19 protein-coding genes are annotated in these 22,456 nt (G+C 35.4%); 12 read left to right on the top strand and 7 right to left on the bottom strand.

Annotated elements, in window-relative coordinates; translation table 11 throughout:
- Positions 1-80: 80 nt before the first annotated feature.
- Both CHI06_RS20210 and CHI06_RS20200 read right to left on the bottom strand, forming a co-directional pair.
- The gene (locus CHI06_RS20210; protein ID WP_095250406.1) at positions 81-323 is read right to left on the bottom strand and encodes a hypothetical protein; all 243 of its coding nucleotides are present in this window, start codon (positions 321-323) and stop codon (positions 81-83) included.
- 227 nt (positions 324-550) lie between these two features.
- A complete protein-coding gene (locus CHI06_RS20200) occupies positions 551-895 on the bottom strand; it encodes a glycohydrolase toxin TNT-related protein (RefSeq protein WP_095250404.1) in 345 nt (114 codons plus the stop codon).
- A 1,705-nt stretch (positions 896-2,600) separates the two neighbouring features.
- Between CHI06_RS20200 and CHI06_RS30960 the strand changes: the two genes are divergently transcribed.
- The 9 genes from CHI06_RS30960 to CHI06_RS20160 all read left to right on the top strand — a co-directional run bounded on the left by CHI06_RS30960 (position 2,601) and on the right by CHI06_RS20160 (position 15,422).
- The gene (locus CHI06_RS30960; RefSeq protein WP_306453832.1) at positions 2,601-2,771 is read left to right on the top strand and encodes an HNH endonuclease domain-containing protein; all 171 of its coding nucleotides are present in this window, start codon (positions 2,601-2,603) and stop codon (positions 2,769-2,771) included.
- Positions 2,772-2,995: 224 nt separating this feature from the next.
- Positions 2,996-5,491 carry a DNA phosphorothioation-dependent restriction protein DptF gene (gene dptF / locus CHI06_RS20190; RefSeq protein WP_095250403.1) on the top strand — a complete coding sequence of 832 codons (2,496 nt, stop codon included), beginning with the start codon at positions 2,996-2,998 and terminating at the stop codon, positions 5,489-5,491.
- A complete protein-coding gene (gene dptG / locus CHI06_RS20185; RefSeq protein ID WP_095250402.1) occupies positions 5,488-7,074 on the top strand; it encodes a DNA phosphorothioation-dependent restriction protein DptG in 1,587 nt (528 codons plus the stop codon). The genes dptF and dptG overlap by 4 nt, the downstream gene beginning before the upstream one ends.
- Positions 7,055-12,472: an ATP-binding protein gene (locus CHI06_RS20180; RefSeq protein ID WP_095250401.1), complete on the top strand. Its 5,418-nt coding sequence runs from the start codon at positions 7,055-7,057 to the stop codon at positions 12,470-12,472. The genes dptG and CHI06_RS20180 overlap by 20 nt, the downstream gene beginning before the upstream one ends.
- Before the next feature lie 256 nt (positions 12,473-12,728).
- Positions 12,729-12,893 (top strand): hypothetical protein, encoded by a 165-nt coding sequence (locus CHI06_RS29960; protein WP_179292712.1) that lies wholly within the window; start codon positions 12,729-12,731, stop codon positions 12,891-12,893.
- 86 nt (positions 12,894-12,979) lie between these two features.
- A complete protein-coding gene (locus tag CHI06_RS20175; protein WP_095250400.1) occupies positions 12,980-13,213 on the top strand; it encodes a hypothetical protein in 234 nt (77 codons plus the stop codon).
- A 737-nt stretch (positions 13,214-13,950) separates the two neighbouring features.
- Positions 13,951-14,349, top strand: a complete 399-nt coding sequence (locus tag CHI06_RS31145) for a UvrD-helicase domain-containing protein (protein WP_095250399.1) — start codon at positions 13,951-13,953, stop codon at positions 14,347-14,349.
- Positions 14,350-14,439: 90 nt separating this feature from the next.
- Positions 14,440-14,634 carry a UvrD-helicase domain-containing protein gene (locus CHI06_RS31140; protein ID WP_179292711.1) on the top strand — a complete coding sequence of 65 codons (195 nt, stop codon included), beginning with the start codon at positions 14,440-14,442 and terminating at the stop codon, positions 14,632-14,634.
- A 158-nt stretch (positions 14,635-14,792) separates the two neighbouring features.
- The gene (locus CHI06_RS20160; protein ID WP_095250397.1) at positions 14,793-15,422 is read left to right on the top strand and encodes a hypothetical protein; all 630 of its coding nucleotides are present in this window, start codon (positions 14,793-14,795) and stop codon (positions 15,420-15,422) included.
- 169 nt (positions 15,423-15,591) lie between these two features.
- Here CHI06_RS20160 and CHI06_RS20155 read toward each other — a convergent pair whose 3' ends face one another.
- The 4 genes from CHI06_RS20155 to CHI06_RS20135 form a co-directional block, all read right to left on the bottom strand.
- Positions 15,592-15,894, bottom strand: coding sequence for a hypothetical protein (locus CHI06_RS20155; RefSeq protein WP_142300990.1), 303 nt, complete (start codon positions 15,892-15,894; stop codon positions 15,592-15,594).
- A 263-nt stretch (positions 15,895-16,157) separates the two neighbouring features.
- Positions 16,158-16,340 carry a hypothetical protein gene (locus CHI06_RS20150; protein WP_095250395.1) on the bottom strand — a complete coding sequence of 61 codons (183 nt, stop codon included), beginning with the start codon at positions 16,338-16,340 and terminating at the stop codon, positions 16,158-16,160.
- Between the two features lie 56 nt (positions 16,341-16,396).
- Positions 16,397-17,668, bottom strand: coding sequence for an NgoFVII family restriction endonuclease (locus tag CHI06_RS30675; protein ID WP_257009385.1), 1,272 nt, complete (start codon positions 17,666-17,668; stop codon positions 16,397-16,399).
- Positions 17,669-17,671: 3 nt separating this feature from the next.
- Positions 17,672-17,899: a helix-turn-helix domain-containing protein gene (locus CHI06_RS20135; protein ID WP_095250394.1), complete on the bottom strand. Its 228-nt coding sequence runs from the start codon at positions 17,897-17,899 to the stop codon at positions 17,672-17,674.
- A gap of 223 nt (positions 17,900-18,122) precedes the next feature.
- Between CHI06_RS20135 and CHI06_RS30670 the strand changes: the two genes are divergently transcribed.
- Together CHI06_RS30670 and CHI06_RS20130 are read left to right on the top strand one after the other, a co-directional pair.
- Positions 18,123-18,251 (top strand): DNA cytosine methyltransferase, encoded by a 129-nt coding sequence (locus CHI06_RS30670; RefSeq protein WP_257009384.1) that lies wholly within the window; start codon positions 18,123-18,125, stop codon positions 18,249-18,251.
- A 273-nt stretch (positions 18,252-18,524) separates the two neighbouring features.
- Complete coding sequence (locus tag CHI06_RS20130) at positions 18,525-19,619, top strand: DNA cytosine methyltransferase (protein ID WP_095250393.1); 1,095 nt, start codon at positions 18,525-18,527, stop codon at positions 19,617-19,619.
- A gap of 231 nt (positions 19,620-19,850) precedes the next feature.
- Here the strand turns inward: CHI06_RS20130 and CHI06_RS20125 are convergent, their stop codons facing one another.
- Positions 19,851-20,294 (bottom strand): very short patch repair endonuclease, encoded by a 444-nt coding sequence (locus CHI06_RS20125; protein ID WP_095250392.1) that lies wholly within the window; start codon positions 20,292-20,294, stop codon positions 19,851-19,853.
- A gap of 492 nt (positions 20,295-20,786) precedes the next feature.
- On the opposite strand from CHI06_RS20125, the gene CHI06_RS20120 reads away from it, so the two are divergent.
- Positions 20,787-22,073, top strand: a complete 1,287-nt coding sequence (locus CHI06_RS20120) for a restriction endonuclease (protein WP_179292710.1) — start codon at positions 20,787-20,789, stop codon at positions 22,071-22,073.
- Positions 22,074-22,456: the final 383 nt, after the last annotated feature.

Raw genomic sequence — 22,456 nt, 5'->3', positions numbered from 1 at the left:
GTAAAGGACTAACAAATCGAGGTTAGTCCTTAATTTCTAGCTATATTAATTTTCTCTCAATAATTTAATTACTATCATCCCTAGAGATTTTGAAATTTATTCAACGCTCTAAATCGTTTAATAAAATATTCTAATGCTTCACCTTCAGTTTGGAATTCTTTCTCTGAGATCGGATTTGCCCGCTCGTCTGAAGTATATACTTTCCATTTATTTGCTTTTTCGCTAATGCCAACTTCATTTGGTTTAATTTTATGGTCATCGAACCAATTTAAATTCTGTAATTTTTCACTTTGGATGATTTCTAAAGCATTCTCTCTTGTCAACGTATTCACACCTTATTTCATTTTTTCTATTAAGGCCTATACCTTCCAATAAATCTACTGGTAATGGCATTTCATACTGAATCCCGCCTCCGGTTGAACCAAGCACTGGAGCAATATTACCTTTTTGAATTTTTAAATCATCATAAGATAGGTCAAAAGCATCCATGAGTGTTGTTACTTTTTCCCTAAGGACAGCGTCTGGCGTATGATTAACATAAGATTCAATGTTATTGAAATCTCCCGTTATTTCTATACTGATGATATTTTGAAGGATCCTCGACAAAATGCAATGCCCGCTGATCATAATTATACGGTTTCCCATCTATAACAGGTGAAGTATATCTGCCATTTGCAGGTCCGTATCGGTCAATAACTTCTCCTTGTTCCGGATTATGAGTTTCTTTCATCGCATTTCCGTTTTCATCAAGTACGTAGCCGCCCGTTGGAACCTCATCCCAGTTGATGGTGCCGTCAGCATTTAATACGCCAGGGTCTTTCGGCACCTGAATATATTCAAGCCACAGTCTGGTTTCTGCATAATTTTCTGCAAGATCTTTATCTATCTTTTGCAAATAATTATTCAAATCGGTCGGGGAACAGTTTGTTTTTTTTATAATTGCATCGATACCATCAACAACTCTAACCCACCAGCTTCTTCAACTACCTTTACGCACTTCGTTAATTTTACCGCTTTATCGACGCCTTTTGTACCGCAACGACAAGGGCAGCTTCTCCAAAAGCGGGCGCAAACCCTTGGCCGAACATCTGTAGATGATTTAAATTCAATGTTTCACTAACCTATAGAAAGGAGGGTTTCTACCTTGTCAAAGTTTGATATTAAGGTAGGCAATGTTCAGGGACTGACCTATCTCACTAGGTAAATGATCAATTTGAATTAATATATTGTATTTGTTCGTTCATCACAATTGGACAACCAAAATAGTGTGAAAACGGCAAGAGTGGTGAGTATTATTAAGGAGTACCAAATTAAAGGTGCAATTCCCTCTGAAATGATATTTGATAAACTCTCGAACTTCATACAGTTGAAATTCGCTGGAAAAGTAAAAACGCATGGAAAAAGATTGTATATAGGGCACTATACGGTTAATGATTTAGTGAAATAAGCAAATGGTACGAAGAAACTGTACTCAATCAAATGGTGCAGCTTCTATTTTATTTTCATCCAAAAAAATCTAGTCATGGGACTTATCCCAAAAGACCGATGTCTTCTTTTTGATCATCCTTCAACTATACACCACCCTGTGCTAAACTATAAATATATCCATAATAAGGAAGGTTTATATGTTAATCTATAATTAACTCGTTCGAGGTAAAATACCTGTCATCATTCAAAATGCAGGGAAAGGCCACCGGATGAAACAGTTATTTAATACTGAGTACTTAAAGGAGTAAAAAATAAAAGAAGAAATAACTGAGTACATAGAGGCTAATAAACAGGCAATAGAAGAGCTCGTAGATGTATTGGAAATAATTCATTGTCTAGCAAAGGATCATGGAACTAATATGGAGGAAATTGAAAAAACCATAAAGCGGTGGAGTGGAAAAGTATAGAGAATATGACTTCTTTCCTAATTGAAGTGGATGATGAGTAAATCGGGTTTAAAGATGAGTCATAAGCTAAAGGTTAGTGAACTGAGAGAAGCTTACTTAACGGATGAGGAATTTTGGAGGATCTTCACCATTGTTTTATCTAGAAAATCTGTTGAGTCTTCAACTTATATAACGCACTGATAAATCCTTAATTGAAAATCTGTATTAAGTGAATGATCAGTTTGAACTTGCTTACGACCAAATCGCCAAACTTCTTTCCAAAGATATATTGGAATTTAATTGTTCACCATTTTAATAAACCAAAACAGCGGTAAAACAGCTCGAGTTGTGGCTATTATAAGTGAAGAATAAACAAAAAATGCGATCCCGTCTGAAATGATTTTTGATAAAATTCCAGACTCCATCCAAATCAAGCTCATGAAAAAAGTAAAAGCAATTATGAAAATAAATGTATATGGGGCATTATATGGGGACACAAGAGGATCATTTTATGCATTTGACCATAAAGAAGAAATTTTAAACTAAATCCTGCCGTACATAGCTTTATGCTAAATTATCAAAGGCTGATTGTTAACCTGACTAATTACCATATGGCTGCAATGATTGAAGAGTTTAATGAAGTACCAAGTATTAATTATCTTTTAGGAAAGGTAGAAAGCATCGCTAGGCGTTCGTCATTGCGGCCTTTTGAGAAAATATTATTAGATCACTCTGTGGCTGATTGCTTCTATTGTAAAAGGACTTTTATCTGGTAAAAAGAGAGAAACACATGTCGATCACTTTATCCCTTGGTCATTTGTCCAAGCTGACCAACTATGGAACCTGGTTTTATCCTGTAACAGCTGCAAAGTTCAAAAAGTGACAAGCTGCCGGTAAAATATTTCCTTGAATCACTTATTGATCGAAATGATGAGCTACGGGTTAGAAAAGATGATGACAAAATTAATGGGTTGATGACCAATTATAAACCTAAAAAAATTATTATGCTGTATGACTATTCGATAAAAAATGGGTATTACACGATTTGGTGTCCGTAATTAAATGGAGAATTTGATCCGTTCGTTTGGGTCAATTTTTTAAAGAAAGGAATGAATAATTAAATGGGCATTTCCTTGATTAAGGGTCAGAAGATCGATATTACAAAAAGTGATTCAGATAACAACTTGTTGAAAATTGCTTTTAAATGGAACTCTATTAACCATTTTGATATAGATATCTCTGCTTTTTTGCTAAATGCTGATGAAAAAATCGTTAGTTTAGAGGATTTTGTCTTTTACGGACAACCAGTTTCTAGTAACGGTTCTGTACTCCTTGAAGAGCCGACTACATCAACAGATAAGCAAAGTTTTTCTATTCATTTGCCTGAGATCCAAAATAAAGTGGAAAAAATTGTGTTCACTTTAACCATCTACGAATCAGAAAAAAACGGGCATACATTTTCTGAAGTGAATGATATTAAGTTAGTGATTCTCAATAAGAAGAGCCAGGAGGAAATAGCAAACTTTTTAATAGACTATACCTTTAGTATGGAAACGGCAATTGTCTTAGGTTCCTTATATCGATATTCAGGTGAATGGAAATTTAATGCTGTCGGTTCTGGGTTTTATGGAGGCCTTGCAGATTTATGTGAGCAATATGGAGTAGAGGTTGACAATGAAGAGAAAGAACCACCAATAGCAAGCACAGAGAAAGAAGAGAAAGAGTCACCAATAGCAGGTACAGAGAACGAAGAGAATGACCTACCAATATCAAACACAGAAAACGAAGAAAAAGAGTTACCATCAACCATCGAGAACCTACCAAGGAAACAAAACCTTCTAGAGCTATTGCTTGGGTTAAGGGCATCTTCCAGGCACTCTGTGGTGTCAGAGGGAGGATCAGATGAATTTCAAGAGAAGCTTTATATCGAAACGGAACTCGATGAATATTTAGAAAAAGCGCTTCAACAAGTTGGAGAAAAATGGGATTTAATTGTCCTTGGTGGGAATGCTGGAGATGGGAAAAGTGCCTTAATTCAAAAGGTGTACGCTAAACTTCCGGAAAATGTAAAAGAAAAAATAACCGTGAATTGGGATGCAACACATAGTGACGACCCTGATGAGAATCAGTTAGATATCTTAGGGACCTTCTTTTCTCCATTTTTGAATGCGAAAAATGGAACGAGACCGGATAAAACACATTTAATTGCGATGAATACGGGGATGATTGTTTCCTTCTTCGAGCAGGCAAAGGAGATGAAATCAGAGGGGCTAGAATTCGACCTTCTCCAAGAGGAATTGTACTATTATTTGGACTTGGTAGATAAGAAGGAAGATACAGGGTGGAGAATTTTGTTGATCAATCTGGATCAAAGAAACCTGCTTGCCTTTGACCAGAATGAACAGCCATCGATGTTTAGGCGAATGATGGAAAAGCTTAATATTCATAATGAAAACAGCTTTCTGTTTGAAGCATTTCAGGAGTACGAAAAAGATCATCATCCTTTAGATCCGATTTATTTCAATTTGAAAGCATTATCGCACCCTAAAGTCCAGGACCAAATTGAACGGTCGATTTATAAGACGATCATTACGCATGATCTTCATTTTACCCCAAGAGCGGCATGGGATCTGCTTTATCATTTAATTACAGCTGACGATATTTATATTTCTGGCTTTAAAGATAGTGATTTTAAAAAAATCGGGGAAAAGTTGTTTTTCCAGCATATGTTTTCCTACAGCGGAGACCACGATATCTTAAAGTTGATGTATCATTCAGATCCGTGTCTACTTTCTACACAAATCTTGGATTCGCATGTGATTCAGTTGTCCCTGCAGCCACAAGCGGATCATTTTGACCAGATTTCCTTCAATACGGAAATTCTGAAATCCATTCGTGATAGTGTGGGAGAAAAGGGTGGATTAACAGCAATGGATTATGCTTTATTCGCCAAAAGACGTGCTTATTTTTTCAATGAAGATGATGAGATTGAATCCTCTTTTAATGAAAAAGAACAGTTATTCTTAAATTATGAAAAAATGATTGAGGAATATATATCATACGGCATGATCAAACAATTTGACTTGGATATAGAATTTGACCCAGAACAATTGCAAGTAATGATCGAAAGCTTGAGAACCGCCATTGTGATTACATTTGGAGAATCGAATAAAAAGGACCTTTTCCAGGTTCAGGAATTAAAGAATTCAGGAAGATTCCGTGTATTAACTAAATTAGAGCTTCCTGATGAAAATCAAATGGAACCGAATATTGCATTGAAAAACCAGGATCCCGAGTATTATCGAGTTATCCATTTTGCTCCACGTGAGGTTGTGATTGCATTTATGGAGCAAAATGGTGAAATCCTGGGTGAGCTGGCGGTTGACTTTGGATTGTTTGAATTATTGGAGCATATCCGAAAGGGTTATAATCCATCAAGTGTGGATTTGAATCGCTACCACCATTTTAAGTTTTTCTGTAATCAGTTATTCACAAAGCTTGCGGAGTCATCGACATTGAATTCTGTATCGATTCATGATCGGATACAGGATGTATATATGAGTGTTAAACCTCCTCAGGGGCTTTTAAAAAAGAAGTTTGAGGTGGAAAAGGCATGAGCGTAAAAAATCTAATGATCGAGAAGATAAGGGAACATGGATTAGAAGGGATTGTTTCCATTCAGGATAACAAAATTCATTGGCCTGAACATGGCTGGGAATACCAAATTCCAAAAGCATTAGGTGACTTTCATCGGAGAATGCTTTCAGACATTTTTCCCTTTTCTCCATATGCGATTAAACGGGAAGAAATGTGGGCATCTGTCATTAGCGGGTTATTAGAACAATCTGCGGAAATTAAAATTGACAGCAAATTAATTGACAACCTATTGGATTCAAGAAGTATTTCCTTTAGAGGAGATAGTGCTGGGTTAAAGGATAATCTAAAGGCCATTTTTGAAGACCTATATTATATTGAATCAAAATCGGCTAGAAAGATTCCCTATATTCTTCCATTTCATTTGCAAGTGATTGGAAATTTAAAAACAAAGGAACCTCGGGGCTTTAATCATCTATTCAGATTGCTCCTGACAGATGAAACGGGTCAGTTTAATTATGAGCTATTTAATAATGTAGTAACCTTGTTTAATGATGAAGCAACATTGACACCGATCGATAAGCTTTTTATTGGCGCGTTGAAGGATCAAGATAAATATAAAAAGATTGAGCCAAAACTTAAGGAAAGTGACCCCATCACAGCAGACGGATATGATTTTGATAAAAAACAAGGTGAACTGTTTCGAAGAGATCTGAAGCGTATATTGGAAATGCAGGTTTCAAGGCTAGAGAAGGTAAGATATTTTTCCATTGTAATGGGTCTCCATTTCTCTATTTATGTAATGCGGATTAGTTATTATCTTGACTGGGAGCTTAAGGAGTTTCTAAAAGCTTTAGAGATTGAAAATCATGCATTTCCATCAACAAAAGACTATGATAGGACATTCCAATCCATGATTACCTTTACATTTGAAGAGGTTCGCACACCAAAGTCGAGTAAGCCTGTTGTAAATTGCAATGAAATGGCCCAGGTGGTTTACAGATCCTATATTCACATGGTACTCCTCAATACAATTAGAAATATGAGTCAAAATAAAAGCCTTAAGCTTTCGGAATTTGTAAAAATGTTAAAAGAGGACGGATTATTTAGTAAATGGATAAATCTCTGTTTTGATCTTCTCATGCTCGCCTATGTCGAGAAGGTAATTAAATTGGAAGATGCAGAGGAGATAAATGAATATCTTGCGGAACTGCCGGAGGGAAATACCTTTAAGCGTTACGAACATCTAGTAACGAAGCACTTTGCAAGTCAAAAGTCGGCAAATCGAACCCCAAGAACGGCCGGTATCCAATTTATCAAACAAAGCATGGGAGTGGGTTCTAGTTATAGCTTTATTGCTGGAAAGCCGGGGATTGGTGATTATTATGGAGTTGGAAAGGATTTAATCATTCTATTGGTTCACTTAACAATTGGTGTGAATGAAAGAAAAATCCGTTATAAGGATTTCCTTTCTAGAATTTCCACCTATGGGTTTAATCCAGACCAACACGCAGAGGAAGCTCTTCTTAAGAAGCTAGAGGAGACAGGACTTCTGCAAAAATTCTCTGATTCTGGGGAGGCAATTTATGTACGAACTATTTTCTAATTTAATGATCGAACAATTGAAAAAGCATATCGACTATTATCAAATTGATTCTGAAGGGGAAAAATGGTTGATCAGCTATTATGGTGATACATCCCTGAATCAGGCATTTGATAAAATTATTTCACTTTGTAATGACCAAATTCACCTAGATATTAATGGAAAAGCTTATCCATTTAAGGTTATACAATATGAGGATAAAACGGTCATTCCATGCCGCGTGAAAAATAAAGAGGGTGGAGCTTTCGAACATTTGACACCCAATTATTGCTCGAGAGAATTTAATGGAAAGCTAAGGGATTTCTTCTATTTCAATGAGGGGAAGCCTGTTTCGAATCGAATACTGCTCACCTTTGATAATGAGCCGGTGGAAACGCAAAAAGCGTCCAGAATCTTAACGGCACCACGTCAGCCTCTTCACTATAACCAATTGATAAAAGGGATTGAAGAAAATATAAGAAGTAATTTTTCAGGTCCTATACAAGAAGCAGCCCGTAATGTATTAAGTGTGTGGAAAAATGAAGTGGAGCTAATAGAGGAGAATGAACTTGAAAAAATTCTAACTACTTTAAATAAAACGGCAGAGGCTGCAGAGGATACCCAATTACATACACTCGGCCAGGAGCTGTCAAATCTAGATGTTTTTTTACCTGCTACGGGTATGAGTAAAGACTCATTTGCAAGTAATAAATTAAAGGAGAACATCAAACTTAAAAAAGAGATTGATAATATGTTTTCTCCTGAGGTTCTAGTTGAAAGGGAATTAGAGGAAAGCTATGAACCAGGATTTGCAGAAAAGTTGATTGAAGCTTATCGGTCCGAAGAAAAGAGCCTTTATGATTTCAAATTTGAGAATCTTATTGAACATAAATTGGTGAAGATTGACACAGAAGAAAGACTTAAAATTCTATCTGTTGAATTTGAGGATGCTAAACTTGTAAAAGAGCAAGCAGAAACACAAGGGACCAGCTATCTTTTAAAAGCAGGATCTCATCGCAGTTCTATAAAAGTAACAATAGAATTTAATCGTGACCTTACGAAGGAATCGATCCATGCTTCTACGGGTAATAGTGGAATCAAGATCAGTCCGAATAAAATGGTTGGAAAAATTAAGTCCCCTGAAAAAAACAATACAGCACAATTTAATGTAAGCATTGACTCCATTGGTGTAGGGCATTACGGCTTTTGTGCGATTGATGTTAAATCAGGAACTAGATCCACCTCAAAGTCGTTTAGTGAATTAAAGTTTGCGGTTGTGAAGGCAGAGGAAGAATATCCTGTTTTCTACGAACAAAGCCTTCAATTTGACGTTCAGTATCAGGCGTTTACGGCTTCAGGATTAGATGATGTGATTTGCTTACTTGAAAAGGAAGATCGCCAGCAAGAAGAAGTGCTGATGATATCGGATGTAAGTGAACCGATTAAATTTGAGGGCACACGCAGGCTGCGCTTTCAGGATATCGTTCATGAAGACGGAATTGAGGTGACGCTCAATCCTTCTTGGGAAGACCAGGAATTTTATCTCCCATTATGGTTGGAGCCAACCGGGAAGGAAGAGTCTGTTCAAGAGGTAAATAGTATCTTTGAAATTCTTCTAGAGGATCGAAAGCAATTTATTCGAGAACAAGGTGGAGATCAAAAATGGAGCCGCCCTGATCTTCGAGTAGATGGAGAAACCATCTTCTTTAGAGGTAGAAAACAGAGCTTGGGCGGGAAGTTTTCTAAGTACCTATCGATTGAAAAGGAAATGTTGGAGCATCCTGCTACCCTTATTTGGCAAGGAGAATTTGGCGTAGACAGTCGGACCGTTAGTATCACTGCGCATCCTATGTTAGACGATTTACCTGAATGGAACTTGAAGGCATTTCATCACTATATTCAATGTAGAGAATCCTTTTTTGTAAGATTACTGGAGAAGGGTGTAAATTCTCTCCTATTATCCTTCTTTGTCCGGGATGAGGAGCTTCTGGCGTTGGCAAACCAATACGTTGCTAGCTACGTACAGTTATGTAATGAAATTTCAATATATAACAAGGATGTAAAAGAGGAGTATCAATACTCTATCTATACAGATCTCATCGAACTTGATTCATATGAATCCGAAGAACTGTTAATTTCGCCTACTCACCCATTGCATGTTGCTTATTTAATAGAATTAGGAAATAAGGTGGAGCAATGGTTACAGGAAAAGGATCAAAAATTTGTTTTTGGCGAAAGAGACTTTCAACGATTAGGAACATCTGATTATATACCGCTAATCCAGTTTAAGCAAAAATGGTACAAGATCATTGAATCAGACTTTATAGCTTGGAATAGATATCAAGTTGCGGAAAGAAAATCAGAGGATCATCAGGTTGAATCCTATGTAGCAAGAGTTTTTTCAGACAAATTAATGCAGTTTATCGAATATCATCCGATTATTTTTGCACCGCGGACGGATATTACAACTCTTTATATCAATGTATTTAATCCTGGGGACGGAAAATTTGTATTGGATGCTCTTCGGGAATTTTATCGGCAGTCACGAAATAGAGAAAATACGCCAAAGCTTCATTTGAATCTCATTGGCTCAGGGAAGGTTGGAACCTTATTAGACTTAACGTTTTCGATAGAAGGCGTTCCAGAAGGATTTCCGCAAATAAATACAGAAAATGAAGTCTTTCAACACATTCGTGAACGGGTAAGTTATACGAAGCAAACCCATGAAGAATCACTACCATATGCTCATCTCACTTTTGTTATTAATGAATTTCAATCGGATGTCCGGGGAGAAGCATTATTAAATAGCTTCCAATCCTCTGTTTATGGGGAGGGCCTTATTCCAAAGGTAAGCCGAAAGGTGAAGGGAATAGAGAAAGACGATACAACCAAAACGTATTTGTCGGCTCTTTGGATCAATGAAGAAATGGAAAACAAAGAATATGGAACAATGGCTTACATCTCAAGAGTCCTACAAGAGCAATATCATAGCCTAGACGGAATCCTAAAGAAATATGAAGCGAGAATGCAGAAGGTCGATGTAAAACCATCCAAGCTAAAAGAGGAAATGTATAAAAAGTCCAGATGGGTGGTTCATCTGGATCGGGAAATCGGCCTGGAGGTATTCAAAAGTGAATTAATTGCTGGTCATGATCGGCCAATCATACTAGATTACAGCAATCAATATAATCCACAAAAAGCAGGATATGACGTAATTACGACAACCCTTCAAGTCAAGCCATACATCAGTAGAGTAAAACGGATATTAGATCTTTCAACGGAAGAGCAGGCCAACAAAGCGATTTCGATTCTAAATAATCTTTCTGGGCGCTGGGCACTAAACCTTGTCAGAACCAATGATACGAATGTAGCGGAACGGATCGGAAATGTCGTGACGTTCCAATACCTAAAGTTGATTGAAAAAGTCTTCGATCAAAGTGAAAATCATTTTTCTGTTATTGTCAGCCTAGAAGAGTTTCTCCGAGTAAATCGAAATATTGGACTCCCTACCGATAAAGGGTGGGTGAGAGATTTAGGCAGCTATGGGCAATATTCTGACGATTTGCTATTAGTTACACTTTATAGACCTAATGAGGGAGAAGACTTGAGAGTAGAGCTTAGAGTCATTGAAGTTAAATTTGGAAGCTCTAGCTTGAAAAAGGGCAAGGATCAGGTACATAAAACACATGATTTACTTGCTACTCGTTTTGGAAAAACGGGATTAACAGATGAAATGTTCAGAGCAATGGATTTTGCAAATTTAGTGTTAGATGGTATCGATAAAGCAATCATGTACGGGCTAATGGATCGGAATCAGCTTTCAGCCATGAAATTTGATGAGGAAATTTTCCCGAGACTGATTTCGAATCAATTCAAACTGTATACGAATGGAACCTTCAAAGGTGAGCGCTACAAAGGCGATGTAATCAATATAAGCAAAGAAGGTCAAAACTATTTGGCTGAATTCATGGATGGAGTACGAGTCATCACCATTCCGAACAAATACTTTATTCCGCTTCTTGAAGAAGACGGTGATCTATTAAACGAATTGACCAGTGAATTTGCGGTAAGAGTCATGGAGCATTCTACCTTTGGATTAGAGCCTGAGGTAACCAGTCAGTTGGGAAATGATCAAGATACCGAGGAGAATGAAGAGGAATCAGAAGAAGGTTTTGAGCCAGATGTTCCCGATCAACTTAATGAAGAAGAACATGTAGCACATTCTGAACCAGGTGATCTTCAGGATAATAATGAAGAACAACCGGTAGAAAATTCAGAGACAGAAGAAATTGATAACGAACAGGAGATTCTAGTTGAAGAGAAGATCAATTCTGAAGTAGCACTTCTCATTGGTGAACAAGTAGGAACAGATAAACCAATTTATTGGGATCATCGTAGAAAAATTTCCAATCCTTTAGCTAATCACAACATCATTATTACAGGTGATCCTGGAAAAGGGAAAACGCAAACAACAAAAGGATTAATTCATGAAATTCGATCAAATCATATACCATTACTTGCATTTGATTTTAAGGATGACTATATTGATGAAGAATTTTTAGAAGCGGAAAGGATGGAAAAATTCGATATTATGATTGACGGGCTTCCGTTCAATCCGCTTGTCCCTTATGTTGACCCAAATCAAGGATACTTCCTGGCGATCAATCAGATCATTCAAATTGAAGGGATCATCAAAAGGATTTACAGCTTGGGACCACAGCAATCAACCCAATTCCGAACAGCGATTATTGAGGCTTTCAAAAGGAAAAGAATAGAACCCAATTTGCCCAATTATCCTGATCGTATAGAAGAATATCCAACCTTCGTGGATGTACATAACATCCTTCTCGAAGATGAGAAAAAGCATGGAACGCTACTAGGTCGGATTGATCTGTTATTCCAATTGAATTTATTCCGTAATGAGTCGAAATTAACCTTTGAAGAATTAATGGCAGGAAGCTATACATTAAGGCTGTCGCAGCTGCCAATTAACGAAATTAAAGCAGCTATCGCTGAAATGATCATTCTCGCCATTCATAATTATCTATTGGCAAAAGAGCAGCCAAGAAGACTCACAAGGGCAGTAGTACTGGACGAAGCGCACAGGGTCAGCCAATCTAAAGCACTCCTAGAATTAATGAGGGAAGGAAGGGCATTTGGAATAGGGATGATGATTGCCACCCAATTTCCAACTGATATCGCACAGGATATATATGGATGTACTGAAACAAAACTTTTCCTATCTAACGACCAATTTAACCATGCGGAATCAGCAGCCAAACAAATCGAAGGCGGCAGCCCAAAACTAGAAATTAATGCACTTGCTGAAGAGATTCGAAATATGAAGCAGTTTAGAGCAGTATTGAGGAACTCGCAATATTCGAAGGTTTTTTTGGATATTGTTCCTTATTATAAACGCTAAATTCCGGTTTGAATTTTCTTGGGTTTTCACAAATGCTTAGAAATGAACATCGTTTGGAGAGTGGCTAAAATAGTCACTCTTTTTTATTTTTTAAATATTTTCAAATTGTATTATCGAAGGAATACATGGTAAGTTTTAGTAATTAAATATTTAATCTAATACAGATACTAAAATAAACAGCTTAGGAGGTAATCAATAATGAGATTACTTGGATTTGGACTAGTTCTTGTAATAGCACTTACAGGATGTAATGATAGTGGAACAACTCGACAACAAATCAATGATAATAACGCAGCTACTAACCGAACTAACGTATAAGATGTATCAAACCAAGCTAATAAAGGCAAAGCTATTTGTAAAGAATATGGTGGTAAGGGAACAGGGTATGGACAAGTTAAAAAGAGCCCACCAGGCAATGTAGTTCCACCTTTAATTGACATTAAAGAAGTCTTATCCAACTACCTAGTAAGTAAAGGTGGATATGCTTTAACGGATAGCAATTCACAAATGAAATGGTTGGATGAATATTCCTTAAATATGATGTTATGGGATGTTGACGCTGACTATCATAATCCTGCCAATGTTAACTATTTAATTATCATCAACAATCCTCAAGAAGTGGCAAAAGCAGTATCTGACGTTACTGGTAAAAATCATATGTTAAGTGCTTACGGTACTGATGTTGGTGGATATTCAGTGGGATTTTATGAATTACATTTATTGAAAATAAAGGTAGCCTAAACAGGTTAAAGTGTCATGTCACGACATTCTAGCCTATTTTTTATACAAATATAGATTCGAGTATACCTCAACAAAAAATGATCGCCCCAGTTAGATTTGATAAATTCAGAAGAGAACACTAAATGCAGAATATATTACTCATTCATTAAAGGAGCAGAAGAAACTTTATAAAATCTTTTTAAAGTGAAAGTGAAAGTGAATAAAGTACAAGCGATGGTAGGGTGCGAAAAATATTCTTTCAGTAAATAATGGTAATAATAATCCGAAAGAAGGGAAATTAGAGGGATTCGAGTTTTTATGGAGAAAGTTGTACTAAATGCTATCAAATACACCTTTGAAGCAAAATGTCTAAAAAAACACCAGATATTATGCGATAATAAATAATTGTAAAGATTTTAAATATAATGTTTTTTCTTACAGGGAGAAAGAGGTGGAACAACAGACCAAAACATTATCAGCAATAGCAAAGTGTCGAAATAGTAAGAACTACTGACTATTCAGGTGCAATCCAAGAAATAAACAATAAGGCGAAAAAAGAGATAAGCAGATTTTTATTTTCAGGAATAAAAGTATTCCTGCTCGCGGATGAAAAAGTCTCTTTTTCAGATGTACTAATCAAAGAAGAGGAAAAAGAATTTATAGAAAATTATTTTTTACAGATCTTTTTTCCAGATTCATATAACTACAATATTAAAAATGATATTACAATTTTAGATGGATCAGTTAAGTATCTCAATGTGCCTGAAGTAGCTAGAAATTATACATCCTATTATCTCGAACAATATATGATTGAACACTCATCGCCTAATCAGCATTTATCAATTACTCCTGGGGCAGGAACGGGAAAAACTACTGTAATAGTCCAGAGGTTTATGTATCTTTTCCAAAAAGTAAAGGCTTCTCCTAAAGAAATTGCAATGATTACATTTTCAAAAGAGTCAGCAAGCGAAATGCACCGACGGCTCCGAGAAGAATTATTTACCCGTTATAGACTGACAAAGCAGCAAAGATATTTATACTACAGTGAAGAATTAAAGAAAATGCGTATCAGTTCAATCCATTCTTTTGCCAAAATGCTCCTTAATGAAATAGGTTCATTGCTTGGTTATGGAAGAAATGTTGAGATTAGAACCTGACCCGACAGGTAGACATTGCCTTGAGGAAAAGCATTGCTAAAAACAAGATAACCCTTTTATGAAACTAGCAAATTCGTTTAATATATATTTGTGGATGAATTTCAGGACAGTGATGATGTACAGATCCGCTTGATTTTACAAATGCAGAGAGCTCTCAAGGTAACTATTTTTGTTGTAGGGGATATCAAACAGAGTATTTATCGTTTCCGTGGCGCCGATCATACTGCTTTTGACAGGTTAAAGGCAGAACTAAAAAACAACAGTCAGCAGGTAAAAACGATATAACTGCAAAGCAAGTTCTGGATGATATGTATCCATATTTCAGAAATTGGGCCAGCAACAATTGGCTACAGTGTGTATCCTCAAATAATGAGAAATCTGACCGGCTTATAGGTACTAGGAGCCTTCCTAATGGAATTCATCCTTCCAAGATAATTCACTCTGTGGTCGATAAGCCAAAGGTTGAGCTTGAGGAAGACGTAATATCTCTAATTACTAAAGCAATGGCCACGGTTACGAGTGATATTGAAACTAAAAAGGGTAAACGAAAAATTGCTTTATTAGTTCGGACAAATCTGGAAGCTGAGATGATCGATAAATGGTGTAAAAAACAAAAAGATATTCAGACTTACCTAAATATCGGAGGTACCTTCTTTACAAGTGATGCTGTTAAGCACTTTTCCATTCTTATAGAAGCATTGTTATTTCCAAGAAGGATTTCTAGTATAGTCAATCTTATTAATTCTCCTTATTCATCAAAAGGTGTTTACTGGATTTCATTTGCAGCTTTTAATGGAAATGAACCGGAGATTTATAAGTTTCTTGAAGTAAACTTTTTATTAAAAGATTTAACAAGAAGGAGTTTTGAAGTCATGATCAAAATTGAAACAATAGGTACAGTTTTAGAAGTCGCAATTGTTATACAAGAACTATTTAATCATATGGAAATAATAGTTACTGGTGAAGGGGAAGATGAAGTAAGTGAGAGTGTAATAAGAACATTAAAGGAATTTAAAGTTGCTTACTTAGAAGAAAAGAGAGAAGAGGGTCAATATATTAAGGTATATGATTGATCTTGATGTAAAGTAATGGCATGAGTACGATACAATTTGTATTCATGCCAAGAAAAATTTATTTTTTTGAAATTTCATTGATATTCGTTTTATTTATAATATTTCCACAAGTAAACAATTTATATAAAATTTCTGGGTTCAACTGTTTTTCTTGGTGAAGTTTTAGCAGTTAAAGCAGATCTTCTGCAGAAATTCCTGCCCCTTTTACACTGGTTTTGTTCTCTATTCTGCGCAAGTTCCTGACAAAGTTTTTGCTAAAACTGTCTGCAATATAAAGAAAGAAGTTTGCATTGTAAGCAGGGATATAGCCGCTGCCTTCTACAGATATCCGATTAAAATGGTCATTTGGTATACTATAACCGCTCTCATCCTTACAATCAATAATTACAGTTAATCCAGAGATGTCGATGACAACAACATCAAGAGATTTTCCTTCTTTTCCTGTCCATCTGGCATTTTTTTCTCCAAGCAATTCTTGAAAAATCTTTGTTGTTGTTATCTCAAAGTCCCTTCCAAAAGTTCTTCCTCCCTGGGAATACATAATGTATTGTTTGGAGAAGTAGTCCGAATGGTTTTTTTTAGCACATCATTTAAAACTCGAATTGCTACCTCTTCAGGAGTTCCGATGTTCTTCGCGATTTGATTTACAAAATTCTTATCAATCATTTCTATGATCATAGGGTTATTTTGAAATTATTCTGCAAGTAAAAGTTTTAACACTATTAATCACAAATTTTATAAAAATGCCGTAAACTCATTTAAAAATAAATATTGAGAGTAACTATTGATCATTAATAATAACATAAAATAACGCTGTCCTTCTAACTCCAAATCTGCTTGAGACCTACGTGGCAGGTCTGATGGATTCGATTCCCACGTAGTCCCGCCAACAATCACATCCATATTAATTAGATTCATTTAATTTCCCTCTTTATTATGAAAACATTAAAAGGTCTCAAAAGAGACCCCTTTTTTTACTTTTGGTTTTCTGCTTGGAATTCGTCAAATGTTCCAATATCACAAAAGTCAATTGAGTAATGTTTATCCGAATGTTTATATACATTAACAGAGTCAATACCTAGAATTTCAAGTTTTTCGAAAGTTAATAGTTCTCTTTCAGCTAAACCGAGAACCTTTCGTAACATCCATTCGCCTAAATCTCGATTTGGATTTGTCATTAGCGCTTTGCTGTTCTCTTGACATACCTTTGCAGATAAAAGTGATTTATCAGGAAGATTTAGCTGGAAGCTTTCATCACGAGGTGGGAAAAAGCTTGGAAAAACATCGTGTATCCATTTTGGAATAGGGATGTAAACCTCATCATGGTGTCTGGGTCTTCCGCTAGCATTCCATTGATTCAAACCGCTTTTTTCAGGCACATGTCGTTTATTTCCTCGGTCAGAGAATAGAGGGAGAATTACGAAATCTCTCGATTCAAACTTTCGCTTTGACTTTATTTGATATTGCTGTAGTGCCTCCATTAAGAATGAGCCACTTCCAGAAGAAGGTTCAATAACATTTGCAGTATTTTTGTTGTTTGTGAAGAAATCAAACTGTTCCATAATTGATTTTGACGTAAAGAATTGTGACTGCGGTTGAAAAGTATCAAACAACTTAGCCAACGAAACATATGGTTTTTCAAGTATGGAGACATTAATTTCCGTTAAAGGATCATCAGTAAAGAATCGCTTATACAGTGTGCTTTTAGTTAGGTTGAAGCTATATTCATTTTTACCATCATCAAAAGTAATGGTATTTTTGTTGCTTACGTCAATGTTTTTGATATTTGGGATATCAATTTGATCCATTGTTGATTCAAAGATAAGAATTTTCCCAGGTAATCTAGTTACACAGTGGTAAATCATGGAGTCAAGTCCATAAGTTCGCATCGTAAACTCAATTCGTTCATTACGTAAATTAGCTACAGTGTAAATTAACTCCTTTGGTTGAAGGTTTTTGTAAAGTACTGCATCTTTGTTAAATTCAGCCACCTTTTGAAGTGTTTTTCCGTTTCCATGAATGAATGTTTTTACTCCAATACCCACCCCGTTTAATGAGGCATCAGCAGAACAGTCAGATCGCCCTAAATTTTCTGCACCAAAAGCTTCGCAAAAAGCATTTTCAACGTTTCTTGAAACAATATAGGGTGCGTCGTTATCTGAAAATAGATTTGAAAGCGCGCCTGCTGACCGGAGCATTTGCTTATAAAGTTCTTGTAATTCTTTTGGTTGTTCATTAAATAACATTTTTTACTCCCCCTTTGGTTTCATTTCATCTGTTAGGCCTAATAAATAATCAGTAGATACATTTAGTTGAACAGCGATGTGTTTTAGAACCTCGACTGACGGTGTTCGTTTGTTGCTTTCGTACAATGACCACATACTTTTTGTAACATTACATAATTCACATGCTTCTTTTGCGCTTAGCTTTTTAATCTCTCGGGCATTTTGAATTCTATCGCCTAAAAACTCAACCATGAAAGTACCTCCTTGTTGAAATCATATTATCATTTGGAACTTGCAAATTAGTCGTAAGTTTGCTATAAGTAAACTATATGGTTTGCTTTAAGTTAACTTGTAATTTTGTTAGCAATAATATTTTGTTTAAAACTTGTCCGTTCTATGTTAAAATGACGATATTACTAATTTGGCAAACAGATGTTTGTAGGAGAGTTGACTTTGAAATGTTAAAGTTGGAAGTATGTTTGCTGGAATCGGTGGGCATGCTTGGGGTTTAAAACATGCTGGTGCTGAAATAGTTTGGGCAAATGAAATAGACAAAATGCATGTATTACATACAGGGGAAATTTTGGTGGTGATTACCTTGTAGAAGGAGATATAACTAAAATTGACATAACTACGATTCCACCTGGAACTCTGGATACTTACGATATGCTTAGAAATGTAGGTGTAGATTCTGTTATAGTAACAAAACTTGCAGAAGACTACTTTAGAATAGATTTCGCAGGATTAGGTTCCTTTGCTGATTTCGAAGAGGAATTTGAAAACTAGAAATTTTACTTAGGGGGCAGCCAGAATCGATTAAATGTGCTAAAATAAAGCACTAGAACATACATTCGATTCTAATGGGAGGTTTAAAATTATGCCGTATACAGTTGCATCACTATTCGCCGGTGTAGGTGGGATAGACAAAGGTTTTGAACAAGCAGGTGCCCGTATTATCTGGGCTAACGAAATGGATAAGAATGCTTGTATAACTTATCGTGAAAACTTTGACCATGAATTAGTAGAAGATGATATAAGAAATGTACCTGCAAATGCTATGCCGGATGTTAACATTTTAACTGCTGGATGGCCATGTGTGGCTTTTTCAGTTGCAGGACAACGACACGGTATGAAGTACCAATGTCATGATTGTAAACACGAGCATAGTGTTTCTTATGAAGAATATATTCATGGTCCTGTTTGCCCTGAATGTGGAGGACATACAGAGGCTAAAGACCCGCGTGGAACTTTATTTTTTGATGTAATTCGCTTTATCCGTGAAAAAAAGCCTCAAGCGATTTTTCTTGAAAATGTAAAGAACCTTAAGGGACACGATAATGGGAATACATTTCTTGTAATCGAACAAATGCTACGGGAAAGTGGATACCACATTGATAGTAAAGTAATGAATACAATGGAATATGGAAATATCCCACAAAACCGTGAAAGAATATTCATAGTTGGCTTTAGGAGTGACAAGGCTTTAAATAATTTTGTCTGGCCAGACAGAATTCCATTAACCAGAACTATTGATAATATTCTTGATCGTAATGAGCAACAAGACTCTACTTATTATTACACGGGAACTAGTCAGTATTACACTATGATTCAAGAGGCAATGAATCGTAGAGATACAGTTTATCAACTTCGAAGAGTATATATAAGAGAAAATCAAAGTAATGTATGCCCGACTCTTACTGCTAACATGGGAACCGGGGGGCATAATGTGCCTTTAATAATTGATAATTGGGGATATCGCAAACTAACTCCGAAAGAGGCACTTCGCTTCCAAGGTTTCCCTGTCGATGAAGACTATGTAATCCCTAAAGGAATGGCAAATAGTCATATATACAAACAAGCAGGTAATGCGGTATCAGTTCCGGTAATTAGAAGGCTTGCTAAAAATATAATAGCAGCACTTGATAGTGTAGACTTACAGAAAGACCCAGAATTAGAAGAAGTAACAGCATAGACCCTTATGGGTCTTTTTTTATGTCTATTTAGGAGTAAGAAAATTAAAGATAGTCTTTACTTTGGAGTATTTAGATTTGAATCAATCCGAGTTCATACTAGAGTAATATATTTTAACAGTCTTCAAAAGAATAATGTGATTCTAAGGTGCTTCGGGGAGGGATGGAACTTTGTTATTAAGAAGATTAATAGGTTTACATAGATTTGAAAATTTATACAACATTGTATAAGGCTATAATAAGCATTTGGGTTCTCTTTTTACATTTTCTTTTGCAAACATGATAAACTTGGATAGCTCCTTAATAACTTTTTCTAAGTCATTTTTCACTTCATGTTCCCAAATCCTTTTAATGTTCCAATTTTTATTCTTATAATATTCATTAACTTCTTTGTCCCGCTCAATATTTCGTACAAGTTTTTTTTTCCAGTAATCAGTATTGCTCTTTGGCATAGTAGCATGTAATGGACATTGGTGCCAAAAACAAGAATCGATAAAGATGACAACTTTATACTTCTTAATATAAAGGTCAGGTTTTCCAATTAGATCTTTTGAATTTCTTCTAAATCGAAACCCTTTCTTCCATAGCTCTTTAGAAACAATACTTTCGAGTTTTGATATGGATTTAATAGCCTGCATGTTTTTTCTTCGTTGTTCTTTTGTCATCATATCAGCCATAAAATTACTCCTCCCATTTAAAATTAGTTATTACCTTTTAATATTTCTTTATAACAAAAAAACGACAGAAACTAAATTGTAAAAATTATTAATTACGAAGATACACTTTTAATTAGAATCCTTTTAAATCACGCTACTCGATACATATTTTATTCACTAAAAAATTAAGTTATCGTTTTTTGATTTAATTCAACTAAACAAAATAGATATATGAGGAACTAACAATTGAACGTTTATTCGAAAATGAAGCGTTTTTATTATTACTTACCACTAACCAGATCATACAAAACTTTACTAAGATAACAGTTTAACTAAAATGACTACCAATTACAGCAATAAAAAATCCAATTCTATATTTAAAGAGAATGAATATTTTAGGACCTTAAACTAATAGCAAGTTTTTTTGAAGTATTGATAAATATTAGCTTTTTTATATTATAATAATTATGGTACTTCATGTTTTTAAACAATCAATACGGAGGCAGGGGAAAAATGCAAATTGGACAAATATTTGCCTATCGGAGGCCATATAGTGGCGCGATTCCTGTTATAGATGATTTAGAAAATTACTTTTTTATTACCTTTAAGGAGGGATATAATCTCCCTCTATTAGAATCAGGAATAAATAAAGTAGCAGCAATAAATGGCCCTGATGAAATAAGAACTCCGGCAATCCTTATTTCAAGCAGTCCACATAAAATAGGCTCATCAGACACACCTTGGCAGGACTATTTTGACCCTGATAATGGACATATTAGATACTATGGTGATAATAAGACTCCTGGTAAAAGTCCAGAGTTAGCAACAGGTAATAAACGGTTATTAGAAGCCTATGATGTGCAAAACTCCTTAGATATCTCAGTTCGCCAATCTGCAATACCTATATTATTTTTTAAAAGGGTAAATTATAAAGGACGAGCAAAAGGCAATGTAATGTTCCAAGGATATGGAATTGTTGAACGCGCAGAAAGGGTTACACAGTATGATCTGAAGACAAATAAATACTTTTCTAACTATGTTTTCGATTTTGCGGTATTTAGCTTGGAGTCTGAAGATGAGATTTTTAATTGGGATTGGATAAATAAAAGAAGAGATCCTAGTTTGTCGTTGGAAGAAACAATTAGTTCAGCTCCAAAGTCGTGGACAAACTGGATTAAAGCTGGCCAACCAGCTATTGAAAAGAACAGAAGACGTGTGTCAAAACTCCTTACTACTAAAGCTGAAATGCAAAAACCTACACATGGTTCACGTGAAGAAAAAGCTATTAAAGAAATATACAATTTCTATGAGGGAAAAAAAGCTCGTTTTGAAGGTCTAGCTGCAATTGTATCGCAAAAAATATTAAATGCTAATAGCGGTTCATATGTAGAGGGTTGGATCACCCCTTCTTCTTCGGATGGTGGTTCTGACTTTGTCGGAAGGTTGGATATCGGCACTGGTTTTTCTACAACAAAACTTGTTGTTCTTGGCCAGGCTAAATGTGAACAATTAGGTGTACCCACAAACGGAAATCATATAGCAAGAACTGTTGCCCGTCTAAAAAGGGGCTGGATTGGTATTTATGTAACTACCAGTTATTTTTCAGAGCCTGTTCAAAGAGAAGTTTTAGATGACGCATATCCTATCATTTTAGTAAATGGTTTAAGGCTTGCAGAGGTAGCTCTAGAAATGGTTTATGAACAAGGGTATAACAGCATGCTAGATTTCTTAGATTCTATTGATCGTGAGTATGAGGGTAAAATACAATCACGAAGACCTGAAGAGATATTACATTTATAAATTAATATTTCCTGTATTGAATAAGTATTTCTTCAACAAGTAAAGAAATACTATGAATAACATAATTTTGCCCTCGTTTGAGGGTTTAATTATTGATATAGGGGAGCAAAAAAATAAAACACAGTCAGGAAAAGCTGAAACACAAAGGAATCTGACCCAGTTTGAGGAGAAAATTTTAATTGGAAAATATTAACATGAATACTACTGCATTGGAAATTGCATACGAAAGTAATATTATACGTTAAAATGTTCTGGATTATTTCTTTAATAAATATTATAAAAGGATACACTACTCGTGTTATTATTTTATCTTGATAATTCTTTTTGTAATAGAATAAATTAAATAAAACTAACATCATCTAGTTAAAATGATTTAAAAGATC

It is taken from the genome of Bacillus sp. 7884-1, assembly GCF_002272245.1.
Lineage (GTDB): Bacteria > Bacillota > Bacilli > Bacillales > Cytobacillaceae > Neobacillus.
This window is presented reverse-complemented; position numbering and strand designations above follow the sequence as displayed.